The organism is Blastopirellula sediminis, assembly GCF_020966755.1.
Lineage (GTDB): Bacteria > Planctomycetota > Planctomycetia > Pirellulales > Pirellulaceae > Blastopirellula > Blastopirellula sediminis.
In genome coordinates this window covers 1,852,678-1,869,915 of the sequence record NZ_JAJKFT010000010.1, presented here as the reverse complement: position 1 = coordinate 1,869,915, position 17,238 = coordinate 1,852,678, and the positions used below count along the sequence as shown (strand labels likewise).

The 17,238-nt window shown below is 57.7% G+C and carries 14 protein-coding genes; 5 read left to right on the top strand and 9 right to left on the bottom strand.

Going from position 1 to position 17,238, the window contains the following annotated elements:
• Positions 1-13 precede the first annotated feature (13 nt).
• The 4 genes from LOC68_RS19225 to LOC68_RS19210 form a co-directional block, all read right to left on the bottom strand.
• Entirely contained in the window at positions 14-1,300 is a 1,287-nt protein-coding gene (locus tag LOC68_RS19225; RefSeq protein WP_230221754.1) for an MFS transporter, read from the bottom strand.
• A gap of 88 nt (positions 1,301-1,388) precedes the next feature.
• Positions 1,389-2,432: a Gfo/Idh/MocA family protein gene (locus LOC68_RS19220; protein WP_230221752.1), complete on the bottom strand. Its 1,044-nt coding sequence runs from the start codon at positions 2,430-2,432 to the stop codon at positions 1,389-1,391.
• Positions 2,433-2,501: 69 nt separating this feature from the next.
• Positions 2,502-3,512: a TauD/TfdA family dioxygenase gene (locus tag LOC68_RS19215; RefSeq protein ID WP_255670803.1), complete on the bottom strand. Its 1,011-nt coding sequence runs from the start codon at positions 3,510-3,512 to the stop codon at positions 2,502-2,504.
• Between the two features lie 81 nt (positions 3,513-3,593).
• Positions 3,594-4,769, bottom strand: a complete 1,176-nt coding sequence (locus LOC68_RS19210) for an ROK family transcriptional regulator (protein WP_230221748.1) — start codon at positions 4,767-4,769, stop codon at positions 3,594-3,596.
• 161 nt (positions 4,770-4,930) lie between these two features.
• Here LOC68_RS19210 and LOC68_RS19205 point away from each other — a divergent pair, with 161 nt between their 5' ends.
• On the top strand, positions 4,931-5,782 hold the full coding sequence (locus LOC68_RS19205) for a 3-keto-disaccharide hydrolase (protein ID WP_230221746.1): 852 nt from the start codon (positions 4,931-4,933) through the stop codon (positions 5,780-5,782).
• Positions 5,783-5,865: 83 nt separating this feature from the next.
• Positions 5,866-7,185 carry a Gfo/Idh/MocA family protein gene (locus LOC68_RS19200; RefSeq protein WP_230221744.1) on the top strand — a complete coding sequence of 440 codons (1,320 nt, stop codon included), beginning with the start codon at positions 5,866-5,868 and terminating at the stop codon, positions 7,183-7,185.
• A gap of 21 nt (positions 7,186-7,206) precedes the next feature.
• Here the strand turns inward: LOC68_RS19200 and LOC68_RS19195 are convergent, their stop codons facing one another.
• Together LOC68_RS19195 and LOC68_RS19190 are read right to left on the bottom strand one after the other, a co-directional pair.
• Complete coding sequence (locus LOC68_RS19195; RefSeq protein WP_230221742.1) at positions 7,207-7,635, bottom strand: hypothetical protein; 429 nt, start codon at positions 7,633-7,635, stop codon at positions 7,207-7,209.
• A gap of 58 nt (positions 7,636-7,693) precedes the next feature.
• On the bottom strand, positions 7,694-8,800 hold the full coding sequence (locus LOC68_RS19190) for an HD domain-containing phosphohydrolase (protein WP_230221740.1): 1,107 nt from the start codon (positions 8,798-8,800) through the stop codon (positions 7,694-7,696).
• 225 nt (positions 8,801-9,025) lie between these two features.
• On the opposite strand from LOC68_RS19190, the gene LOC68_RS19185 reads away from it, so the two are divergent.
• The 3 genes from LOC68_RS19185 (at position 9,026) to LOC68_RS19175 (ending at position 13,960) form a co-directional block, all read left to right on the top strand.
• Positions 9,026-10,708: a PAS domain-containing sensor histidine kinase gene (locus LOC68_RS19185; protein ID WP_230221738.1), complete on the top strand. Its 1,683-nt coding sequence runs from the start codon at positions 9,026-9,028 to the stop codon at positions 10,706-10,708.
• Positions 10,709-10,971: 263 nt separating this feature from the next.
• A complete protein-coding gene (locus LOC68_RS19180; protein WP_230221737.1) occupies positions 10,972-13,320 on the top strand; it encodes an ATP-binding protein in 2,349 nt (782 codons plus the stop codon).
• Entirely contained in the window at positions 13,313-13,960 is a 648-nt protein-coding gene (locus LOC68_RS19175; RefSeq protein ID WP_230221735.1) for a response regulator transcription factor, read from the top strand. The genes LOC68_RS19180 and LOC68_RS19175 overlap by 8 nt, the downstream gene beginning before the upstream one ends.
• Before the next feature lie 22 nt (positions 13,961-13,982).
• Here the strand turns inward: LOC68_RS19175 and LOC68_RS19170 are convergent, their stop codons facing one another.
• The 3 genes from LOC68_RS19170 to LOC68_RS19160 all read right to left on the bottom strand — a co-directional run bounded on the left by LOC68_RS19170 (position 13,983) and on the right by LOC68_RS19160 (position 17,189).
• Entirely contained in the window at positions 13,983-15,107 is a 1,125-nt protein-coding gene (locus tag LOC68_RS19170; RefSeq protein WP_230221734.1) for an amidohydrolase family protein, read from the bottom strand.
• Entirely contained in the window at positions 15,107-16,441 is a 1,335-nt protein-coding gene (locus LOC68_RS19165; protein WP_230221732.1) for a glutamine synthetase family protein, read from the bottom strand. The genes LOC68_RS19170 and LOC68_RS19165 overlap by 1 nt, the downstream gene beginning before the upstream one ends.
• A gap of 460 nt (positions 16,442-16,901) precedes the next feature.
• Positions 16,902-17,189: a DUF1294 domain-containing protein gene (locus LOC68_RS19160; RefSeq protein WP_230221730.1), complete on the bottom strand. Its 288-nt coding sequence runs from the start codon at positions 17,187-17,189 to the stop codon at positions 16,902-16,904.
• Between the last annotated feature and the right edge of the window lie 49 nt (positions 17,190-17,238).

Below are 17,238 nucleotides of genomic sequence, written 5' to 3'. Positions count from 1 at the left end.
CCAGGACGCGAATCTACTCAGGCAATTCTTGCCCTTTAGTTTCCGGCAAAAACAACATGATGACCACTCCCACCAGGAAAAGGAGCGCCAGTAAACTGACCGCGAGTCGCAAATCGATCTCCGATTTCAGCGTACCGGCGGTGAGCAGAACCGGGACGGCGACGACTCTTCCCCCGTTAAAGCAAAAGCTGGTCCCGGTAGCGCGCAGGTGCGTCGGAAACAGTTCCGGAAAATAAATTGCGTAGCCGGCATGAATCCCCAGCGTGAAGAAACCAAAGAACGGCAAGAGGAACAAAAGCTGCCAATAGGTCTGCGGCAGATAGCAGACGATCGGCACGATCGCTAGCGCCGCGAGCTGAAAGAAAATGAAGGCCGGCTTGCGCCCGAATCTCGCAGCGAGCGGACCGAACGAAAGCAGCCCAATGCCGCCCCCCGCCGCTTGAACGATGCCGTACGCGAACTTCGCTTGTTGCGACGCTCCCTCTGGAGAGACGTCATTCCGTAGCAACAACTCGCGCATCAGATCTTGCCCAGAGACGGTCACCGCCCAAAACGTTCCGAGTCCAACCGCAGCCAGGCCCATTCCCATGAATGCGCGAAAACTCCAAGGACTGGCCAACAGCAATTGCCGAAAGCTTCCCAGTTTTTCCGGTCCCGTGGACGACTTCGCCGCATCCTTCTTTTCTTGCCAACGTTCCGGTTCTTGGACCGCCGAACGAACCCAGACGATCAACAAGGCAGGCAAGATGCCGACCAGGTATGCGTATTGCCAATTCACTCCAACCGCCAAGCCGGCGAGAGCCGCCAGCCACGTTCCCAGGATGCTGGTCGAATGGAAGATGCCGGAGGCCTGGGCCCGCGCCTTTGGCGGAAAGACCTCAGCCACCAGACTCGCGGCGACCGCCCATTCTCCGCCAACACCGACGGCGACCAGGAATCGCAGAATGGCGACGTGCCAAAGTTCCGTAGCGAAAAAGGTCAAACCGGAAAACACGGAGTAGGCCAGGATCGTCGCGATCATGATCGGACGCCGGCCGAAGCGATCAGCCAGCGTGCCGGCCAGCAGTCCTCCAACGGTTCCACCGAACAGGAAGATCGCCAGGAAGAAGTCCCCATACCATTTCACGTTCGCCTCTGCGTTGGGGACGATATCGCTGAGCATCTGATTGCGAGTGATGTTGAAGATCTGCCCTTCATAAACATCAAACACCCAACCAGCCGAAGCGATGATCAGGACCAACCATTGGTAACGCGTTACCTCGTGATACCATGGTCGCGACGCGGGAGAAGGAGAGTCCATGGCTTCATTTCGCTTACGAAGGGGGAGAGGAGAAAAGGGGAATGACGAGCGAGTTAGCAGGAAGGAAGACAAGGAAGGAGAAGGTGAACTAGAGGATGTCGCTCATGGCGATCGGTTGTCCTGATTCGACCGATTTCTGCGCGGCCAGACACATCGCCACCGACCACATCCCGTCTTCCGCCGTCGTCGACAGCGGCTTGCCATCGCGGATGGCGTCCCGCAACATCGCAACCTGATCCTCGAGTTCAAAGATCTCGCCGGTGATCTTTTCGATCGGGATTTCTCGAACGGTTTCGCCGCTGGAGGCCTTAAGGAAGAAGCTGGGATGTCGCGTCCGATCCATGGCGCCGCTCCAACTCGCCCAGAGCGATCCTTCCGTCCCAGCGACTTTCGCGGTCTGGTGATGTTCAAACATCGAAAGGGACTGCGATACGACTGCAAATTCGCCCCCCTTAAAGTTTACGATCGCGCTGAAGTTGTCCTGCAGCTCGGGATGCCCCGCCTGACGCGAGTTGGCGGTAGCGAACAACGAAGTCGGCATGCCGGCCGAGCTCAAATACCAACGGGCCAAGTCGAAGAAATGAATCGGCTCTTCCAGAATCCAGTTTCCGACGCGGTCGATATCGTAACGCCAACCGTCAGCGCCCAGGCGATACGGTTTGCGAGAGAGCTCTACCAACGCATATTGCGGCTGACCGATGGCGCCGGCGTCGATCTCTTGCTTCACTCTTGACCAGAGGGAAGAAAGCCGCAACTCGTGCCCGACCGCCAGCAGAAGATTCTTCTCCTGCGCCAGTTGATTGAGAGCCTGGCAATCGGCGATCGTCAGGCACATCGGCTTTTCCAACAGCAGATGCTTCCCCGATTCCAATACCGCCTTGGCGACCTCGAAGTGGAGATAGCTCGGGATCACCACGGTGACCACGTCGATATCGTCCTGGTCCAGCAGTTGGCGATAGTCGCCGTAGACCGAAGCTTTCGGATAAAGTTCGCGACCTTCGGCGCAAGTCTTTTCCGACTTCGCTGCGACGGCGACGACTTCGGCGCCTGCGGTGTTGTTGATCGCCGCGGCGTGGCACTTGCCCCAAGCGCCGAATCCAATCACGCCAAAACGTACGGGTGATGATGCCATGAGTTATCCTGTCTTTCGTGTCGACCAGCGTGGCCGTAATGCGAGTCGTCAAACTAGAAGGGTTACGATTTACGTCGCGTGAGCGTGTTGTCCCATCTCCAACAGCGAAGCCAGGATTTTTCGCGGGCCTTGGAACGTTCGCCGGCCGTGCATGACCAGGAAGTTATCCACGAGCGCGACGTCGCCGTTTTGCCATGGCAGGTCGAACGTCAATTGTTCCGCCATATTGGCCACTTCCATGACGACGCCCCGATCAAGCGGGCTCCCGTCGCCGAAAGTGATCGACTTGGAAGGATCATTGCGGCTGTCCTTCCAACCGCAGAAAGCGGCGATCAATTGGTTAAAGAAAACTTTGCGTCCAGGCGAAACTTCGCGGACGGCCGGCAAGATCGGCGTTGTGGCGCGAAGGCTGCCGTCTTCCAGCCACTCCCAGGCGTATCCGTACTCAGACATCCGCGCTTGGGCTTCTTCCCGCGTCTCGACCCGGAATGTGCTCTGCCAACTACGTCCCATGCCGGAGGAAGCGTCGTTGGCGGCCGGCATGACGTTCGAGTATTTCAATCCTTTCGTTTCGCAGTCATAGGCGAATTGAGGAAACCGCTCTTGCATCTGGTCAAACAACACGTCGGAACGGCAAAGAGGCGTGGCGCCTCCTGCTTCGGCCGCTTGCCAACAGCAGAAGAACAGCTTGCTGGGGAAGATCGGCGTCTGGGCCATTTCGTGGTGCAAATAGATGGTCACCGTCGAAGGAGCCTCGTTGGCCGAGAAAACACGCGGGGTAAAGTTGGTTCGAACCGCGTTGGAAAGGGAGACCTCATAGGGAAAATTTTCGATCTCGAACGCGGCGATAAAGCGATCAAACTCCGCCGGTTCGCTTAACGGAAACCCACGAAACAGGATCGCTCCATGCGTCTGACACTGTCGCAACAGATCGACATGATTCTCCTTGGCCCAGTTGACGGCGTCCTCTACCGTCATCGATTCGGACTCGCAACGCAGAACGAGCGGAAAAACCTCTCCACCGTACGACTGTTGTTTAGGCACACTGATGGGCGAGACGTTCAACCCTTTGTCGGTCATGAGAGGAGTTCCTGAAAATAGGTTCCGTTTGTCTTGTGAGATTCGATCAATGAGCGTGTCGGGAAGGAACAGCAGTTGTCGTCAGCGCGATGGTTTCCACTGATGTACGGCCAGCGCAGCGGCGCCCAACGCACCGCCATGCATGCCAAACTCGGAAGCGACGATTTGCGGCGCCCTGGCATGCTTCGTATTGGATAAGGGGTAAACGACCTGGCGGATTGGTTCGAGGAACGCGTCGGTCAATTTCGCCAACGGCCCCGCGACGATCACCTTTTCGGGATTCAATAGCAAGCTGATTTGCGCGATTACGCGTCCAACGACGCCGGCCGCCGATTCCAAAACTTCCAGCGTTAGCGGCTCGTGGTTCTCAGCCGCGGCGACCATGTCTTCCAGGTCGACTCGGTTCCGTTTGAGCGTCAAAGTGGTCTTCGCGCCACCCGTGATGCGTTTCGCCAGTTGATCGAGAATCGCCCGCACTGACGCGATCCGCTCCAGCGGAACCAGTTCTCGCGCACCTTTTTCGGGACGTTCGCAGGGCCAGTTGCCGATTTCGCCGGCCAGTCCATTCCGCCCGGTATGCAGCCGACCGTCGATCACGACGCCTGCGCCGATACCGCTGCGAATTCCGAGACAAACGAAATCGCTCACGCCGCGAGCGGAACCAAACCACTGCTCCGCCAGAGCCATCGCGCGGATGTTGTTTTCGATATAGACGGGAACGTCGAATAGTTGCGTGAAATGCTCGACCAGCGGGATATGCTGCCAGCCCGCAATATGTTGATAGTGAACGGCCTCGCCAAGCTGGTGGTCGACGACGCCAGGGACGCCGACGCCAATACCCAGCAGCCGACTGCCGTGGTTAATCGAGCGGATCCCAGCTTCGATCTTCTCCACCACGCGGGCGGCCGAATCGGAGGCGAGAATTCGGACGACCTCTTGTTGGAGGACTTGTTGAGAGAAATCGACCGAGGTGATGGCGATTTGCGAAGCCTCGAAGTCGACCCCAATGAAGTGACCAGCCTCGGGATTGAGTTCCAGGATGGTCGGCGGACGCCCGGAACTGCTGGTCGCCTTGCGTCCCTCTTGGAGAAAACCTTCACCAACCAGGCGATCGACGTACAAACCAACCGTCGATGGAGCCAGGCTCAATTGCCGCGCAAGCTCGACGCGTGAGACCGATTCGGTCTGGCGCACCAATCGAATCAACTCGGATTCCGCTTCCGCGATCGCGCGCTGTTTCGTTTTAACGGCCTGCATCTAAATTTCCTTGCGGGCGACGATTGAACTGCCTAAGATATTATTTCGATTTCAAAAAAAGTCAACCATTTGCTGGCCAGATCGTGCCAATCGTCCCGGCAACCGCTCCGCCCCCTCCCTTCGACTGACCTCCTTCCGTTGTCCCAAGCGTAGGTGCATTGATGTCTTCTTCCGCTGAACTTGGTACGCGTTCTCTGTCTCGCCGCAGTCGTCTTGCCGGACTGGCCGCCAGCGCCGCCTATACTGCGCTCGGAAAGGCGGATGAGGCGTCCCCCACCAACGCCGCGAAAACGATCGAACTATTCGACGGACAAAGTCTTGCCGGATGGCATGTGAATTCCGAGAAATCGCTACATGGCCCTGGCGGAGGGTGGAGCGTCGAAAACGGCGTGCTGATTGGTCAGCAAGATCCGCCTGGCTCCGGTAAGGGAGGCTTGCTGTTATCCGATCAAAAGTTCGCCGACTTCGAATTGTCGATTGATATGCGTCCTGATTGGGGAATCGACAGCGGCGTCTTCTTTCGGTGCAACGAGCAGGCCTCCGGATTTCAGATGTACGTCGACCACCACGACAATGGGAATGTCGGGCACTTGCGAGGCGAAATGCCAGGCTCCTTCGCGATCATGCCGTTTCAGTTCACCGGCAACCTCGCGAAGGATCGATCGCTCGTAAGTTACTCCACGCACACTGATCCCCGCGCCTTGAAGTGGCCTGAAGGGGTTTACGAATACAGCTGCTCACCCGAAACGTGGCTGAAGACGTGGCGCGTGAATCAATGGAATACGGCCCGCATTCGTTGCGTCGGCAAGTTTCCGCAGATTACGACCTGGATCAACGGCGTCAAGATTTGTCACTTCAACGGCGAGACGTCGACGTTGCCAGGCTACGACAAACAGAAAGTCTTCAGCATCCTGGGGCGAAGCGGCTCGATCGGACTGCAAGTTCATGGCGGCAAGCAATGGCCCAAAGGACTCGTCTGCCGCTGGAAGAACATCCGCATTCAGGAAGTCTAGACGTCCCGCTTGCGCTGCAAGTCGCCCCTTCCCTCTCCCGCTTTTCCAATTCCTATCTCCGTCGCCAACTCAAGGAACGCCTCATGCCCCAGTCGTTCACCGGACTAACCCGTCGCAAGTTTCTCGCCGTAGGAGCCGCCGCGGCGGCAGCGCCATCGATCCTTACTTCTTCCGCGAAGGCCGCTCCCAGCGAACGGATCACGGTTGGCGTGGTGGGGCTGGGATCGCGGGGATTCAATCTGGTTGATGATCTACTGCACTCCCCCGACGCTCAGATTGTCGCCGTTTGCGACGTCGACACGTTGCACTACCGTGATCAGCCTTGGGGAAACGGAAGGCAGTTCGGGCTACAAGCCGGTCGAGAATATATCGATCAGAAGTATGGTTCCAAGACCGGCGTTTCGATGACGCGCGATTACCGCGACATCTGCGCACGGGATGATATCGATGCGGTCGTCGTCGCGACGCCCGATCATTGGCATGCGTTATGTACCCTGGAGGCGCTGCGGGGCGGCAAGGACGTCTACTGCGAGAAGCCAGTCACGCACACTTTTCGCGAAGGGCAAACCGTTTACCGCGAAGTCGCCAAACAAAAGGCGATCTTCCAGACCGGCAGCCAACAGCGGAGCGATTGGCGATTTCGTCGCGCAGTGGAATTGGTTCACAACGGGCACTTGGGGGAGATCCGCTCGATCGAAGTTGGCTTGCCGCCGGGGTATGACAAGCCGCAAGGCGATCCGACGGTCGTCAAACCGCCGGAACATCTCGACTACGATTTCTGGTGCGGTCCTGCACCGATGCTGCCCTACATGCAGGCCCGGCACCATCGCTGGTGGCGAGGTCATCGCGCTTTCGGCGGCGGCGTGCTGATGGACTGGATCGGCCATCACAACGACATCACGCACTGGGCGCTCGATTTAGATCAATCAGGCCCCGTGAAAGTCGAAGCGGTCGGCTGGACGTTCCCAGAAACCGATATCTACAACACGCCGTTCCAATACGAGCTTAAGTGCGAATACGAAGGCGGAGCGAAGAGTTCCATCTCGAGCCGAAACAAAGTCGGAACGCGTCTAGTCGGCGACAAAGGCTGGGTATTCGTTACCCGTGGAAAAATTGAGGCTTCCCAGCCGGCGTGGACCGACGCCAAGTTCGACCCAGGCTCAGAAAAGGTTTACGCCTCGGACAACCACATGCAGAACTTCCTGAACGGAGTTCGTACTCGCCGAGCGTGCATTTGCCCGGCCGAAACAGGACACCGCTCCATCACGCCAGGACATCTGGCCTACGTTTCGCAGGCCCTCGGACGGGCGCTGCAATGGGATGCAAAAACCGAGACGGTCGTTAACGATCGAGCGGCCAACGAACTGCTGCAACAACAAGACTACCGCCAGCCTTGGGGCTAAGCGGATTACTAGATCGCACGCTTAGTTTTTGCGTTGCGCTTGTTCCAGATGCGTTTCCCAACGCGTGAGTTTTCGATCCGCCTCTTCCAAGAGTTGCAATAAGTGCGCCGCCGTTCCAGATTCCGAAAACCAGATCCCTTCCGCTCCATCCAGGCGTGCGATCGAAAGCAACGTAAAGGCCCGTTCCGCCTCACTTGCGACGACGATAATTGGTAGGCTGCCATTGATCGCCTTAAGAGCTGGCAACACGTCGAGCGCGCGACTGGAAGACTCTCGAGAGTCAAGCACGACAATTCTTTGCCACGAACCCCACCATCGCTCATTGCCGATATCGCAAGAACGTATCGCTTGAACTTTGAGTTGATTGGCTCGGAAGATGCATTTCAGATCCCCAAGTACGACTCCCGTTCCCGAAATGCTGGTGACTGTATGCCTTAGCATGCGTTCCAATCCGCAGTTAACTTCATTTCTTTGTGAGAATTCAGCGCCAGTGGCGAAACCGCTTGGCTCATGGGGACATTGGAACGGGCGACGACAGCGCCGGCTCGCCTACCTCGGGGGTAACGAACTTTTCTACCTCGCTTTCAAAGCGCGGCCAACATTCTCGAAACGCTTCTACGATGGTTGGATCAAAGTGAGAGGCCGCTCCGCGCTGAATTTCAAGGATGGCGACGTCGACAGGAAGCGCTGATCGATAGACGCGATCATGCGTCAAGGCGTCATATACGTCGACAACCGCGACGATTCGGGCCGCCAATGGGATCTCTACATCGCTAAGCCCGTTTGGATAGCCGGATCCGTCCCAGCGCTCATGGTGGCAAAGTGCGATCGTCTCCGCCATTTGGATCATGGGAAGATTTGAATGTGCGAGAATCTTCGCTCCGATTGTGGTATGCGTTTTCATGACCTCGTATTCCTCGTGGGAAAGCGGGCCAGGCTTGCGCAAGATGGAATCGGGAATTCCCACCTTGCCGATGTCATGCATCGGCGCCGCAAGACGTAGCGAATCGACCTCGCTCGCGGACCACCCCATGGTCTCGGCGACAATCGCACTCAGTATTCCAATCCGCCGAATGTGTTCGCCGGTTTCATCGTCTCGCACCATCGAGGCGGAAATGAGTCGCTCAATGGTCTCTTGATGCGACTCGCGCAGCATTTGCGTTTGCCAGCGTACCGTCTCCTTGAGCCGCTGCGTCATTTCCTTCGCCGCGATCAAGAAGTTTCGACGCTCGATCATGCGCCCAATTTGGAAGGTCAATTCCTCCTTCGCAATCGGCTTGATCAGATACCCCCATGCCCCTTGCGTGAGAGTACGAATCGCAAGACGGGTATCTTCGCAAGCGGAAATCATCAAGATGCCCATTTCTGGGAACCTCTGTGATACCTTTGGCGCCCAGTCCCCTCCCGAACAGCCTGGCATCTTTATGTCCGAGGTGACGACGTCGACCGCTTGGGTATGGAGGATTCGCTCCGCCTCCTCCACGCTTCCCGCTTGCAAGACCTCATGCCCATCTTGATGAAGCCAGCGAACGATCAAACCGCGAACAGGTTCGTGGTCATCGACCACCAAGATTTTCGCACGACGCGCTTCATGAATGGGGGGGCAGATCGACATGCTTTCTATTCACTCCCGCCTTGGGGGACGATCGGCTGGAATACGAAACTAGGAATAGATGCTTCGCAATTCGCACTCGGTCAATTGATATTACACCTGGAGGAAGTAGGTAGTTCCTTTATTCTGCGGTTGCCCGCCGAGAAGTTGCAATGTTTAGAGGACTTGCCGCCGATGGTGGTAAAGGACTTTTTCAGCGTTTCGCGTCAAAGCTAATCAACGGAGCAAATGATGACGACGGCGGATCCCCAGACGCAATTCACGCCGGCAGCCGGTTTCGCGCAACCGCCGGTCATTTCCGCGTCCGATAGCCAGTTTTCCGAGCTGTTGCTTTCCGTCCCCGACGCGATCGTCATTTCCGATTCCGCTGGTCGCATCTCCTTGGTCAACGACCAACTGTGCGAGATCTTTCAATACGCTCAGGACCAATTGATCGGGCAAAGCGTCGAAATGCTTTTGCCTGCTCGGTATCGCGAAGGGCACGTTGCCCTTCGGCAAGCCTATATGCAAAACCCGCTGCTACGACCGATGGGGCAGTTTCGGGAAGTGCTGGGTCTGCGAAGCGATGGGAAAGAGATTCCCGTTGAGATTCGCTTGCGCATGTTCGAGGGATCCAACGGCATGTTCGTCACCTCCGCGGTGCGCGACGTCAGCGAGATTCGAATGCTGCATCGAATTCAGGCCGATAGCAATCGCATGCTTGAGTTGATCGCGTCCGGCGAGTCGGTCGAAATCGTGCTCTCTGAACTGGAACAGTGCATCAAGGCTTCCTCGCCTGATTCATGCTGCGCAATCGTCGGCTGGAGCGAATCCGGTGGCGGCATTCATAACCTGCTGTCGTCCCCAGAGACGCCCGGTGGAGAATCCAAAACTCTCGGCTGGTGGGACGTCGACCATTCGCGGCCCCTTGCGTCCGCGATCAAGGCGAACCAGCGCACACGACTCGGGGAGGAAGCGATCGAGGTCATTGAGCGTTTCGCCTTTGCGGATAGCACGAAACCATTCCTGGATGGTTGGCTAGAGCCGATTCGGAATCCGCACGGATCGCCTCTGGGCGCCATTTTGGTTTGCCGTCACAAAAAAAGGGCGCCGGGAGAGTTCGAAGAGGAAGTGGTGTCCGCCGCGGCGCATCTCGCAGGCATCGTCCTGGAACGTGATCTGCGCGCCGCTGAATTCACGGAAAAGGAAGAGCAATTGCGCCAGTCGCAAAAGCTAGAAGCGATTGGTACGCTCACCGGCGGCATCGCCCACGAGTTCAATAATCTACTTCAAGTGATTCTGGGCTATTCGGACTGCGTGATGGCGAGCTTTACTCCAGATGACCCTCGCTTGGACGACATGGCGAAAGTCGTCACCGCAACCGAAGACGCCGTTCGCTTGACCGGGCAATTGCTGACCTTTGGTCGTCGACAGAAATTGGAAAAGTCGCTCGTCGACTTAAACCAAGTCGCCCGCGACGTCGTCGCGATGCTGCGTCCCCTGGTCGATGCCAACATCGAAATCATCGTGAACTGCGACTCCTCCATTCCGCCCATCCTGGCCGACGTCGGCCAACTGCGGCAAGTTCTCTTCAACCTCTGTTTGAACGCCCAGGACGCCATTCAAGACGCTGGGCGAATCGAAATCATGACTAGCGCGCGACTGGCGACATCGCCACATGACGCCCCAAGCGGCGACGCCCCCTCTTTCTTGTCGGTATCGATCGCCGTCAAAGACTCTGGGTGCGGCATCACGAAGGAATTGAAAAGTAAGATTTTCGACCCATTCTTTACGACGAAGGAAGTCGGCGAAGGAACGGGACTAGGACTAGCGGTCGTCCATGGAATCGTGCGGGATTTGAACGGCACGATCGAAGTCGAGAGTGAACCAGGAGAGGGGGCGACATTCTTGTTGACATTTCCGCCGGCGTGATAGCTGACTGGACTGGCCGCCGAACCGACACCCGAAATTACTTTTGTTGCTAAGCGATTTTGGAGAACCGAAATGAGACGCGATCTCCGTTTGCGCAAATATCGGTCGCGTACGTGCACAAAAATGGCAACACGTCTGACGAAATATCCGCATAAAGAAACTACGGAGTATCGCCGACTTAAAGGCTGTCTATAATCACACTTCGCAACAAAAACACGGTCCCCGCCGCTTACTCTTCTTCTCGCACTTCCCGGGGAGGTTCGTTGGAACGGACTTTCTCGAACAACACCCAATTGCGTATGTCACGGGAAACGCTTCCTGGTGGAATCAGGACTTCCAAGCAGCTGCAGCAGGAAAGCGATTCGCTCGCCCTTGATTGTTCTCCTTATCCGACCCTGATTTGTAATGAACTTGGCGCCATCAAATACCTCAATCATGCGTTGGCAAGCGTGTGGGGCTTCGAGGACGCCAACGGGTTAATCGGACGCGAAGTCCGTGAGCTTTGGCGGGAAGGCGAAGCGATCAACGGCTTGCTTCAGGAAGCGATGACGACCGGAAACTCGGCGGAGACGCTCGAAGCGCGGCACAGTCAGGGCACGACGTTCTTTGTTGAGGCCATCGCTCGCAGGCTTCAGGCTCGGCGGAACGAATCCGCAAGCGTCGCATTGTATATGACCCCAACCACGTCCGACGTTTTTCAACTTCAACAGGAACTGTGCGAAAGCAAACGGCGCCTGGAGGAATCGCACGAGATCGCCAAGATTGGCAATTGGGAACTTGATCTGCTGGGGAACGTTTTGACATGGTCGGATCAAGTCTTCGATATTTTTGAAGTGGCTCGCGAAGAATTTGGCGGCGATTACGAGTATTTTCTGAGCCTCGTCGTGCCGGATGATCGCGCCCTGGTGAACGACAGTTTCCTCGACTCGTTGGGCAAGTCCAGGTCTTACGAGGTCACCCACCGCATCCGTACGTCAGCGGGCAAAGTCAAATGGGTAAACGAACGCTGCAAGACGTTTATCGATTGCAACGGGGAACCCATTCGCTGTATGGGGACCGTTCAGGACGTCACCGCCCAGGTTGAAACGCAAAGAGCGCTCCAAGTCGCCAACGCCCGAATGCGGTCGATCATCGATTCTCACTACGGGTTCGTCGGCCTCTTGGATCTCAACGGCGGGTTGATTGAGATCAACGCTACGCCGTTCAAGTCGGACGTTGTGAATCGGCATGACGTCCTGGGTAAGGCGCTTTGGGATACGGAATGGTTCTCCCACTGTCGAACCACAAGCCAACAGATAAGATCGGCGGTATTGCAGGCCCAAGACGGGCAATCGCTTCGCTTCGAGATCGACATCCGCTGTTGTTTGAATGAGCTGCGAACCCATGACATTTCCTTTGAGCCGCTCCTGGATAGCGAAGGGAAAATCGTAAACGTCGTCGCCTATGCGGTCGACATCTCCCAGCGAAAACAAGCGGAAGTGCTGCTCCGAGAAAGCGAGAACTTCACGCGTTCGACTTTGGACGCCCTCTCCGCCGAAATCGCCGTGCTCGACGAAATGGGAATCATTTCGCACGTCAATCGAGCGTGGACGGAGTTCGCCGCCTCCTGTTGCACTTACTGGCATACGGCGCCCAAAGGTACGAACTATCTCGAACTTTGCCGTCGTGCAGGCGCCATCGGCATCAAATCCGCATCCCAGTTGGCTCAAGGAATCGATGACATCCTTCGCGGCCGCCGCTCAGAATTTACGGTGGAGCACTGCTGTCAGTCGGCTAGCGGCCAGCAATGGTTTCTCAGTCGAGGTACGCAATATCCGGGACAGGAGCGGGTCGTTATCGTCCATGCGGACATCACGAGCGTGAAAATGGCGGAATCGCAGATGGAGGAGCTCCGCAGTCAACTCGTCCATGCGTCGCGGATTGCGACGATGGGCGAAATGGCCGCAGGCATCGCTCACGAATTAAATCAACCCCTTTCCGCTATCCGACTCTACGCGGAAGGGGGCGCTGACGGCATCTCGAAAGGGACGCTGAATGATTCTGCAATAGCGGACATGCTCGCAAATATCGCAGGCCTGGCGACCCGCTGCGGGCAAGTTATTCGCGGCCTGCGCGAGTTTGCGATGCGGGAAGAGCAAACTCGCATCACCATCGACGTACGCGACGTAATTCATGAAGTTCTCCAGTTCATGGGGCATGAATGTCGATGTACTGGCGTTAGCTATAGCCTGAACCTCGGCGATGAGGCGCAATTGGTGATGGCGAACCCGATTCAACTGCAGCAAGTCGTCGTGAACCTGATCCGAAACGCGATTGAAGCTCAAGCAGGCCAGAATCGCCTGGCTCGCATTGAGATTTGCGCAAGGTCGATTGAAGAACGACAGGTGGAAATATCGGTCAAGGATAACGGGCCCGGCATGACTCCGGAAACGAGGTCCCGATTGTTCGATCCCTTCTTCACGACGAAACCTTCGAATCTTGGCATGGGGCTTAAGATTAGCCAATCGATTTTGCGAGACCATGGCGGCAAAATCGATTGCACTTCCGACGCTGAGCACGGAACGACCTTCCTAGTCCGCTTACCCTTGGCAGAGAACGTTCAAAATGATTGACGAGGACTTATCGCTAGGAGCTGTCTACGTCGTCGAAGACAATGACGACACGCGTAAGTCCATTGAATGGACGCTTACGTCGGTCGGCTATTCCGTTCAGGTCTTCGCCGACGCCAAAACGTTTCTCGATCGCGTCGATTCCAAATCTCCTTGCTGCGTGGTAGTCGACCTGTTGTTGCCGGGCATGACTGGCCTCTCCCTCTGCCAGGAACTCAATCAACGAGTCTCCAGCAGCGCCGTCGTTATGATCAGCGGTCATGGCGACGTCAAATCCGCCGTTGAAGCGATGAAACAGGGCGTGGTCGATTTTCTGGAGAAGCCCTTTGGCCGGGAGCAACTGTTGACTTCCGTTCATGACGCCTCCCGACGCGCGAAACGCCATCATCGCGAGACGCTGGAGGAAGCGCGAATTTCAGAGGGGCTCGCCACACTTTCGCCGCGAGAACTGGAAGTCTTTGGCTGTATCGCCGACGGCCTTGTGACCAAGCAAATCGCCGCCGCTCTCGCGATCAGCCCGAGAACCGTCGACGTCCACCGTTCGAAGATCGCTCAAAAGCTGGAACTCGATTCTCCAACGCAAATGGCCCATGTGATCTCGGTCCACAAACGACAAAGAGATCGCAAGATTGCGGAAGAGTGAGCGTATTGCTCAGGACGCGACATCACGAAACGCTCAGGCGGTACAACGCCCGTGCGTTGCCCCGCAGGACCGCCTCCGCTACTTCATCCGCTTCCGCCGCCGTCAGATCGGAATCCCTTACCGCCTCTTCGAGGACTGTCCCGAGCACGACCCGCCCCCACTTCGCGGCGAGATAGTATAGTTCCGGAATCAGGTGGGCGTCGGAGGAGTACATCAACTTGCTGATCGGGGCCAACTCCAGCAGTTCTCGCATAGCGCGGCCCATCCCCGACACGCTCAACATCGGGACCGCCAGGCCGACGTCAAGATAGACCTGCGGATAGACCGAAGCGAGGAAGCCCGCATCGCGCATGTAGGGGTAGGACGCATGTAGGAGCACGATCGGCGCACCTCGATATCGGCGGTCCTCCAGTATCGGACGCAGATGCAGCGGGTTAGCTAGGCGCAGGTCGAGATCCGGATCGCCAAAGCCTGTGTGAAACTGCACCGGCAGCTCATGACGCGCGGCGAGTTCCAGCGCTTGCATCAGCAAAAAGTCGAGCAGCGTCTTATCCACCAGCCGCGGCCGCCGACCTTGGCCGCTACTCTTCCAGACGTCAAACTTCGCCCTTGCATCCTCCAGCGAAGTCGGGCGAACGTCGAGGCCGCTACGGTAGGCGATGATGCTCTTCAGGCCCACCATCTCCGCCGGCGGTGGATCGATGCCTGCCCGGAACCTGGCAAGAAAGTCATCGAACGACTCCGCCTCCCCAACAATCTCTTCGGCCATCGTTTCCAACCGAAGCAGACGATGAACCGGGACGAACGGTCGGTGCCAATCGAGCGGCAGGATCTGATCGGGCATGAGCCCGTCGTCGATTAGGACCCCTTCCATGTTCGCAGCGTTGAAGCAGAGAGCGGTCAACTGCTCCAGCCCCAGTTCGTCCCGTCGCGCTAGAACTGCTTGTTCGTTCGGTTCGCAGCCGAGCAGCTGGGCGATCTCGCGAAGGCTGCGGCGGTAGAAGAGCGAGTGCTGCGCGTGGTGGGCGATGATGTCGGGGTCGTAGCCTTCAGTAAAGGCGGCGCGGAACGGCGTTCGGCTCGCCGCCTCCGGCATGATGAGGTTATGGGCGTGCTGGTCAAGAACCGGGATCGCCATCAGGTCCATCAGTACCGCTCCAATAGCAGGCGGACTTCGTCATCAAGTTGGTAGTCTTTCATCGCATCCCACTCCGCCTGCCGCACCGCCAGGAACGACTTCGCGAGGCCCGGCCCGAGCGCGTCGGTCACCACCTTGTCGACAGCCAGCCTTTTGATCGCTTCGCCGAGGTTCGCCGGCAACGCGTCGATGTTGCGTTCGGCCAGTTCCGCATCGGTCAGTGAGCCGGGATCGACTTGCACCGGCGGCGACAGCGTCAACTTCCGCCGAATTCCGTCGAGCCCCGCGGCGACGACGCAACCGGCCGCCAGATACGGGTTGGAAGTCGCATCCACGGTTTTCAATTCAAAGTGAGTCGAGCCGTTGCCGGTGGGACAACTCGGCACGCGAGCGGCGGCCTCGCGGTTGTCTAAACCCCAGCAGCGATACGCCCCGCTCCAGAAATGCGGCTGGAGCCGACGGTACGAATTCGGGCTCGGCGCGACCACCGCCGCAAGCGCCGGCAGGTGCTCCAGCACGCCGGCCAAAAAAGAGCGAGCCGTTTCCGACAACCCGCCAGGTCCGGCCGGGTCGGGGAAGATGTTCTTGCCATCCTTCCACAGGCTGAGGTGAAGGTGGCAGCCGCAGCCTGCCTTGTCGGCGTAGACTTTCGGCAGAAAGCTTGCCTTGAGGCCATGCCGCGCGGCGCACGCGTGTACCGTCTCGCGGAAGACGACTTGCCAATCGGCCGCCTGAGTCAGCGTCGTGTAGGTCGCCGAAAGCTCGTGCTGACCCGGCCCTGACTCGGGGTAATACAACTCCACCGGGACGTTCTGGGCCAGCAGCGCCTCGACAATGTCATCAATCACCGGCCGAGCCAAGTCCATCGACAGCGTGGCGGCGAACACCGTGTCATCGGCCGGAGCGACGCCGCCATCAGGCGTCGGCCGCAGGAGGAAGAACTCGTTCTCAAAGCCGGCCATCACCTCAAAACCGTCAAGCGCAGCGTCGGCGGCAATCCTCCTCAGGAAGCCGCGCGGGCAAAGCGTCCATGGCTCCCCGTCAAGCACAAGGTCCCCCATCACCCGGGCATGGCCGGGAGCGTACGGCAACGGCGTTAACGTGGCGAAGTCAGGGACAAGCCGGATCTCGCCAATTGGCCCCAGACCGCTTTCGGGAATGACGGCGTCGTACATTGCCGGCATGGCCTGCGACGCGGCAGTGATCCCCACGCCATGTTTGGTGTAGTTGGCCAAGGCGCGCCGGTGGATCGCCTTGGCGCGGATAACGTTGGCGTTATCGGTCCAAAGGACGCGGACGAAGCGAATTTCGTCGGTCAGGCTAGGGAGGAAATCACCGTCCATGTGCACCTCGATCGGGTTCGGGAGTCGCAACCAGCGGCCTCCATCATACCCTTTCGCGAGCGCCTAGGAGAGATGTGCCCTGCACGCCTCAGCCCGACGACTTGGCGTCTGCGCGTCTAAGCATGATCCCGTACAACGTGGCGGCCAACGCGCCCGTTAGCAAGCTACTTGTCACGAACAACCGGTCGGCCGCGACCTGCGACATGGGCGTGTCGCTCAACCAGTAGCCGAATCTCACCAAACCGGTCAGGGCCATGGAGAAGAGTACGCCCTGTCCAATGGCGACGACAAACATCCAACGTTTTGACAACTTAAGCATGGAAACGCTCCTATCGGGTAATTCGAAGAAGACCTCGTTACCCGTCAAAGCGAAACCGCGCGAGAAATGTTACGGCACAATTTTTACCGCGTCGACTATGCGGGAAGTTGCACCGTTATCAGGCGGACTGCCTCCGAAGAATCACTGCGTCAAGATCGTATAAGCGACAAACCCCACTAACCCAAAGTGGAGCGCGACGACGAACCAAAACTTGATTTGAAAGCTGGTCTTCTGCGTCTTGTGACGGAAAACTTGCTGGGCGGCCAAAGCCCCCGGCCAGCCGCCGACGACGGCGAACAACAGCAGGTTCTTCTCCGAGATACGACGGCCGCCGCTCTGGGCCAGTCGCTTATCGAGCCAGTACGCCACAAAGGCCGCTCCGCTCGTGACGGCGACGAGGAGCAGATAGCAGGCAATTGCCGTTAACATCGGATCTCGCTTCAATCCTTTGAAAGTCGGCGTTTTATCATAAGCCGAA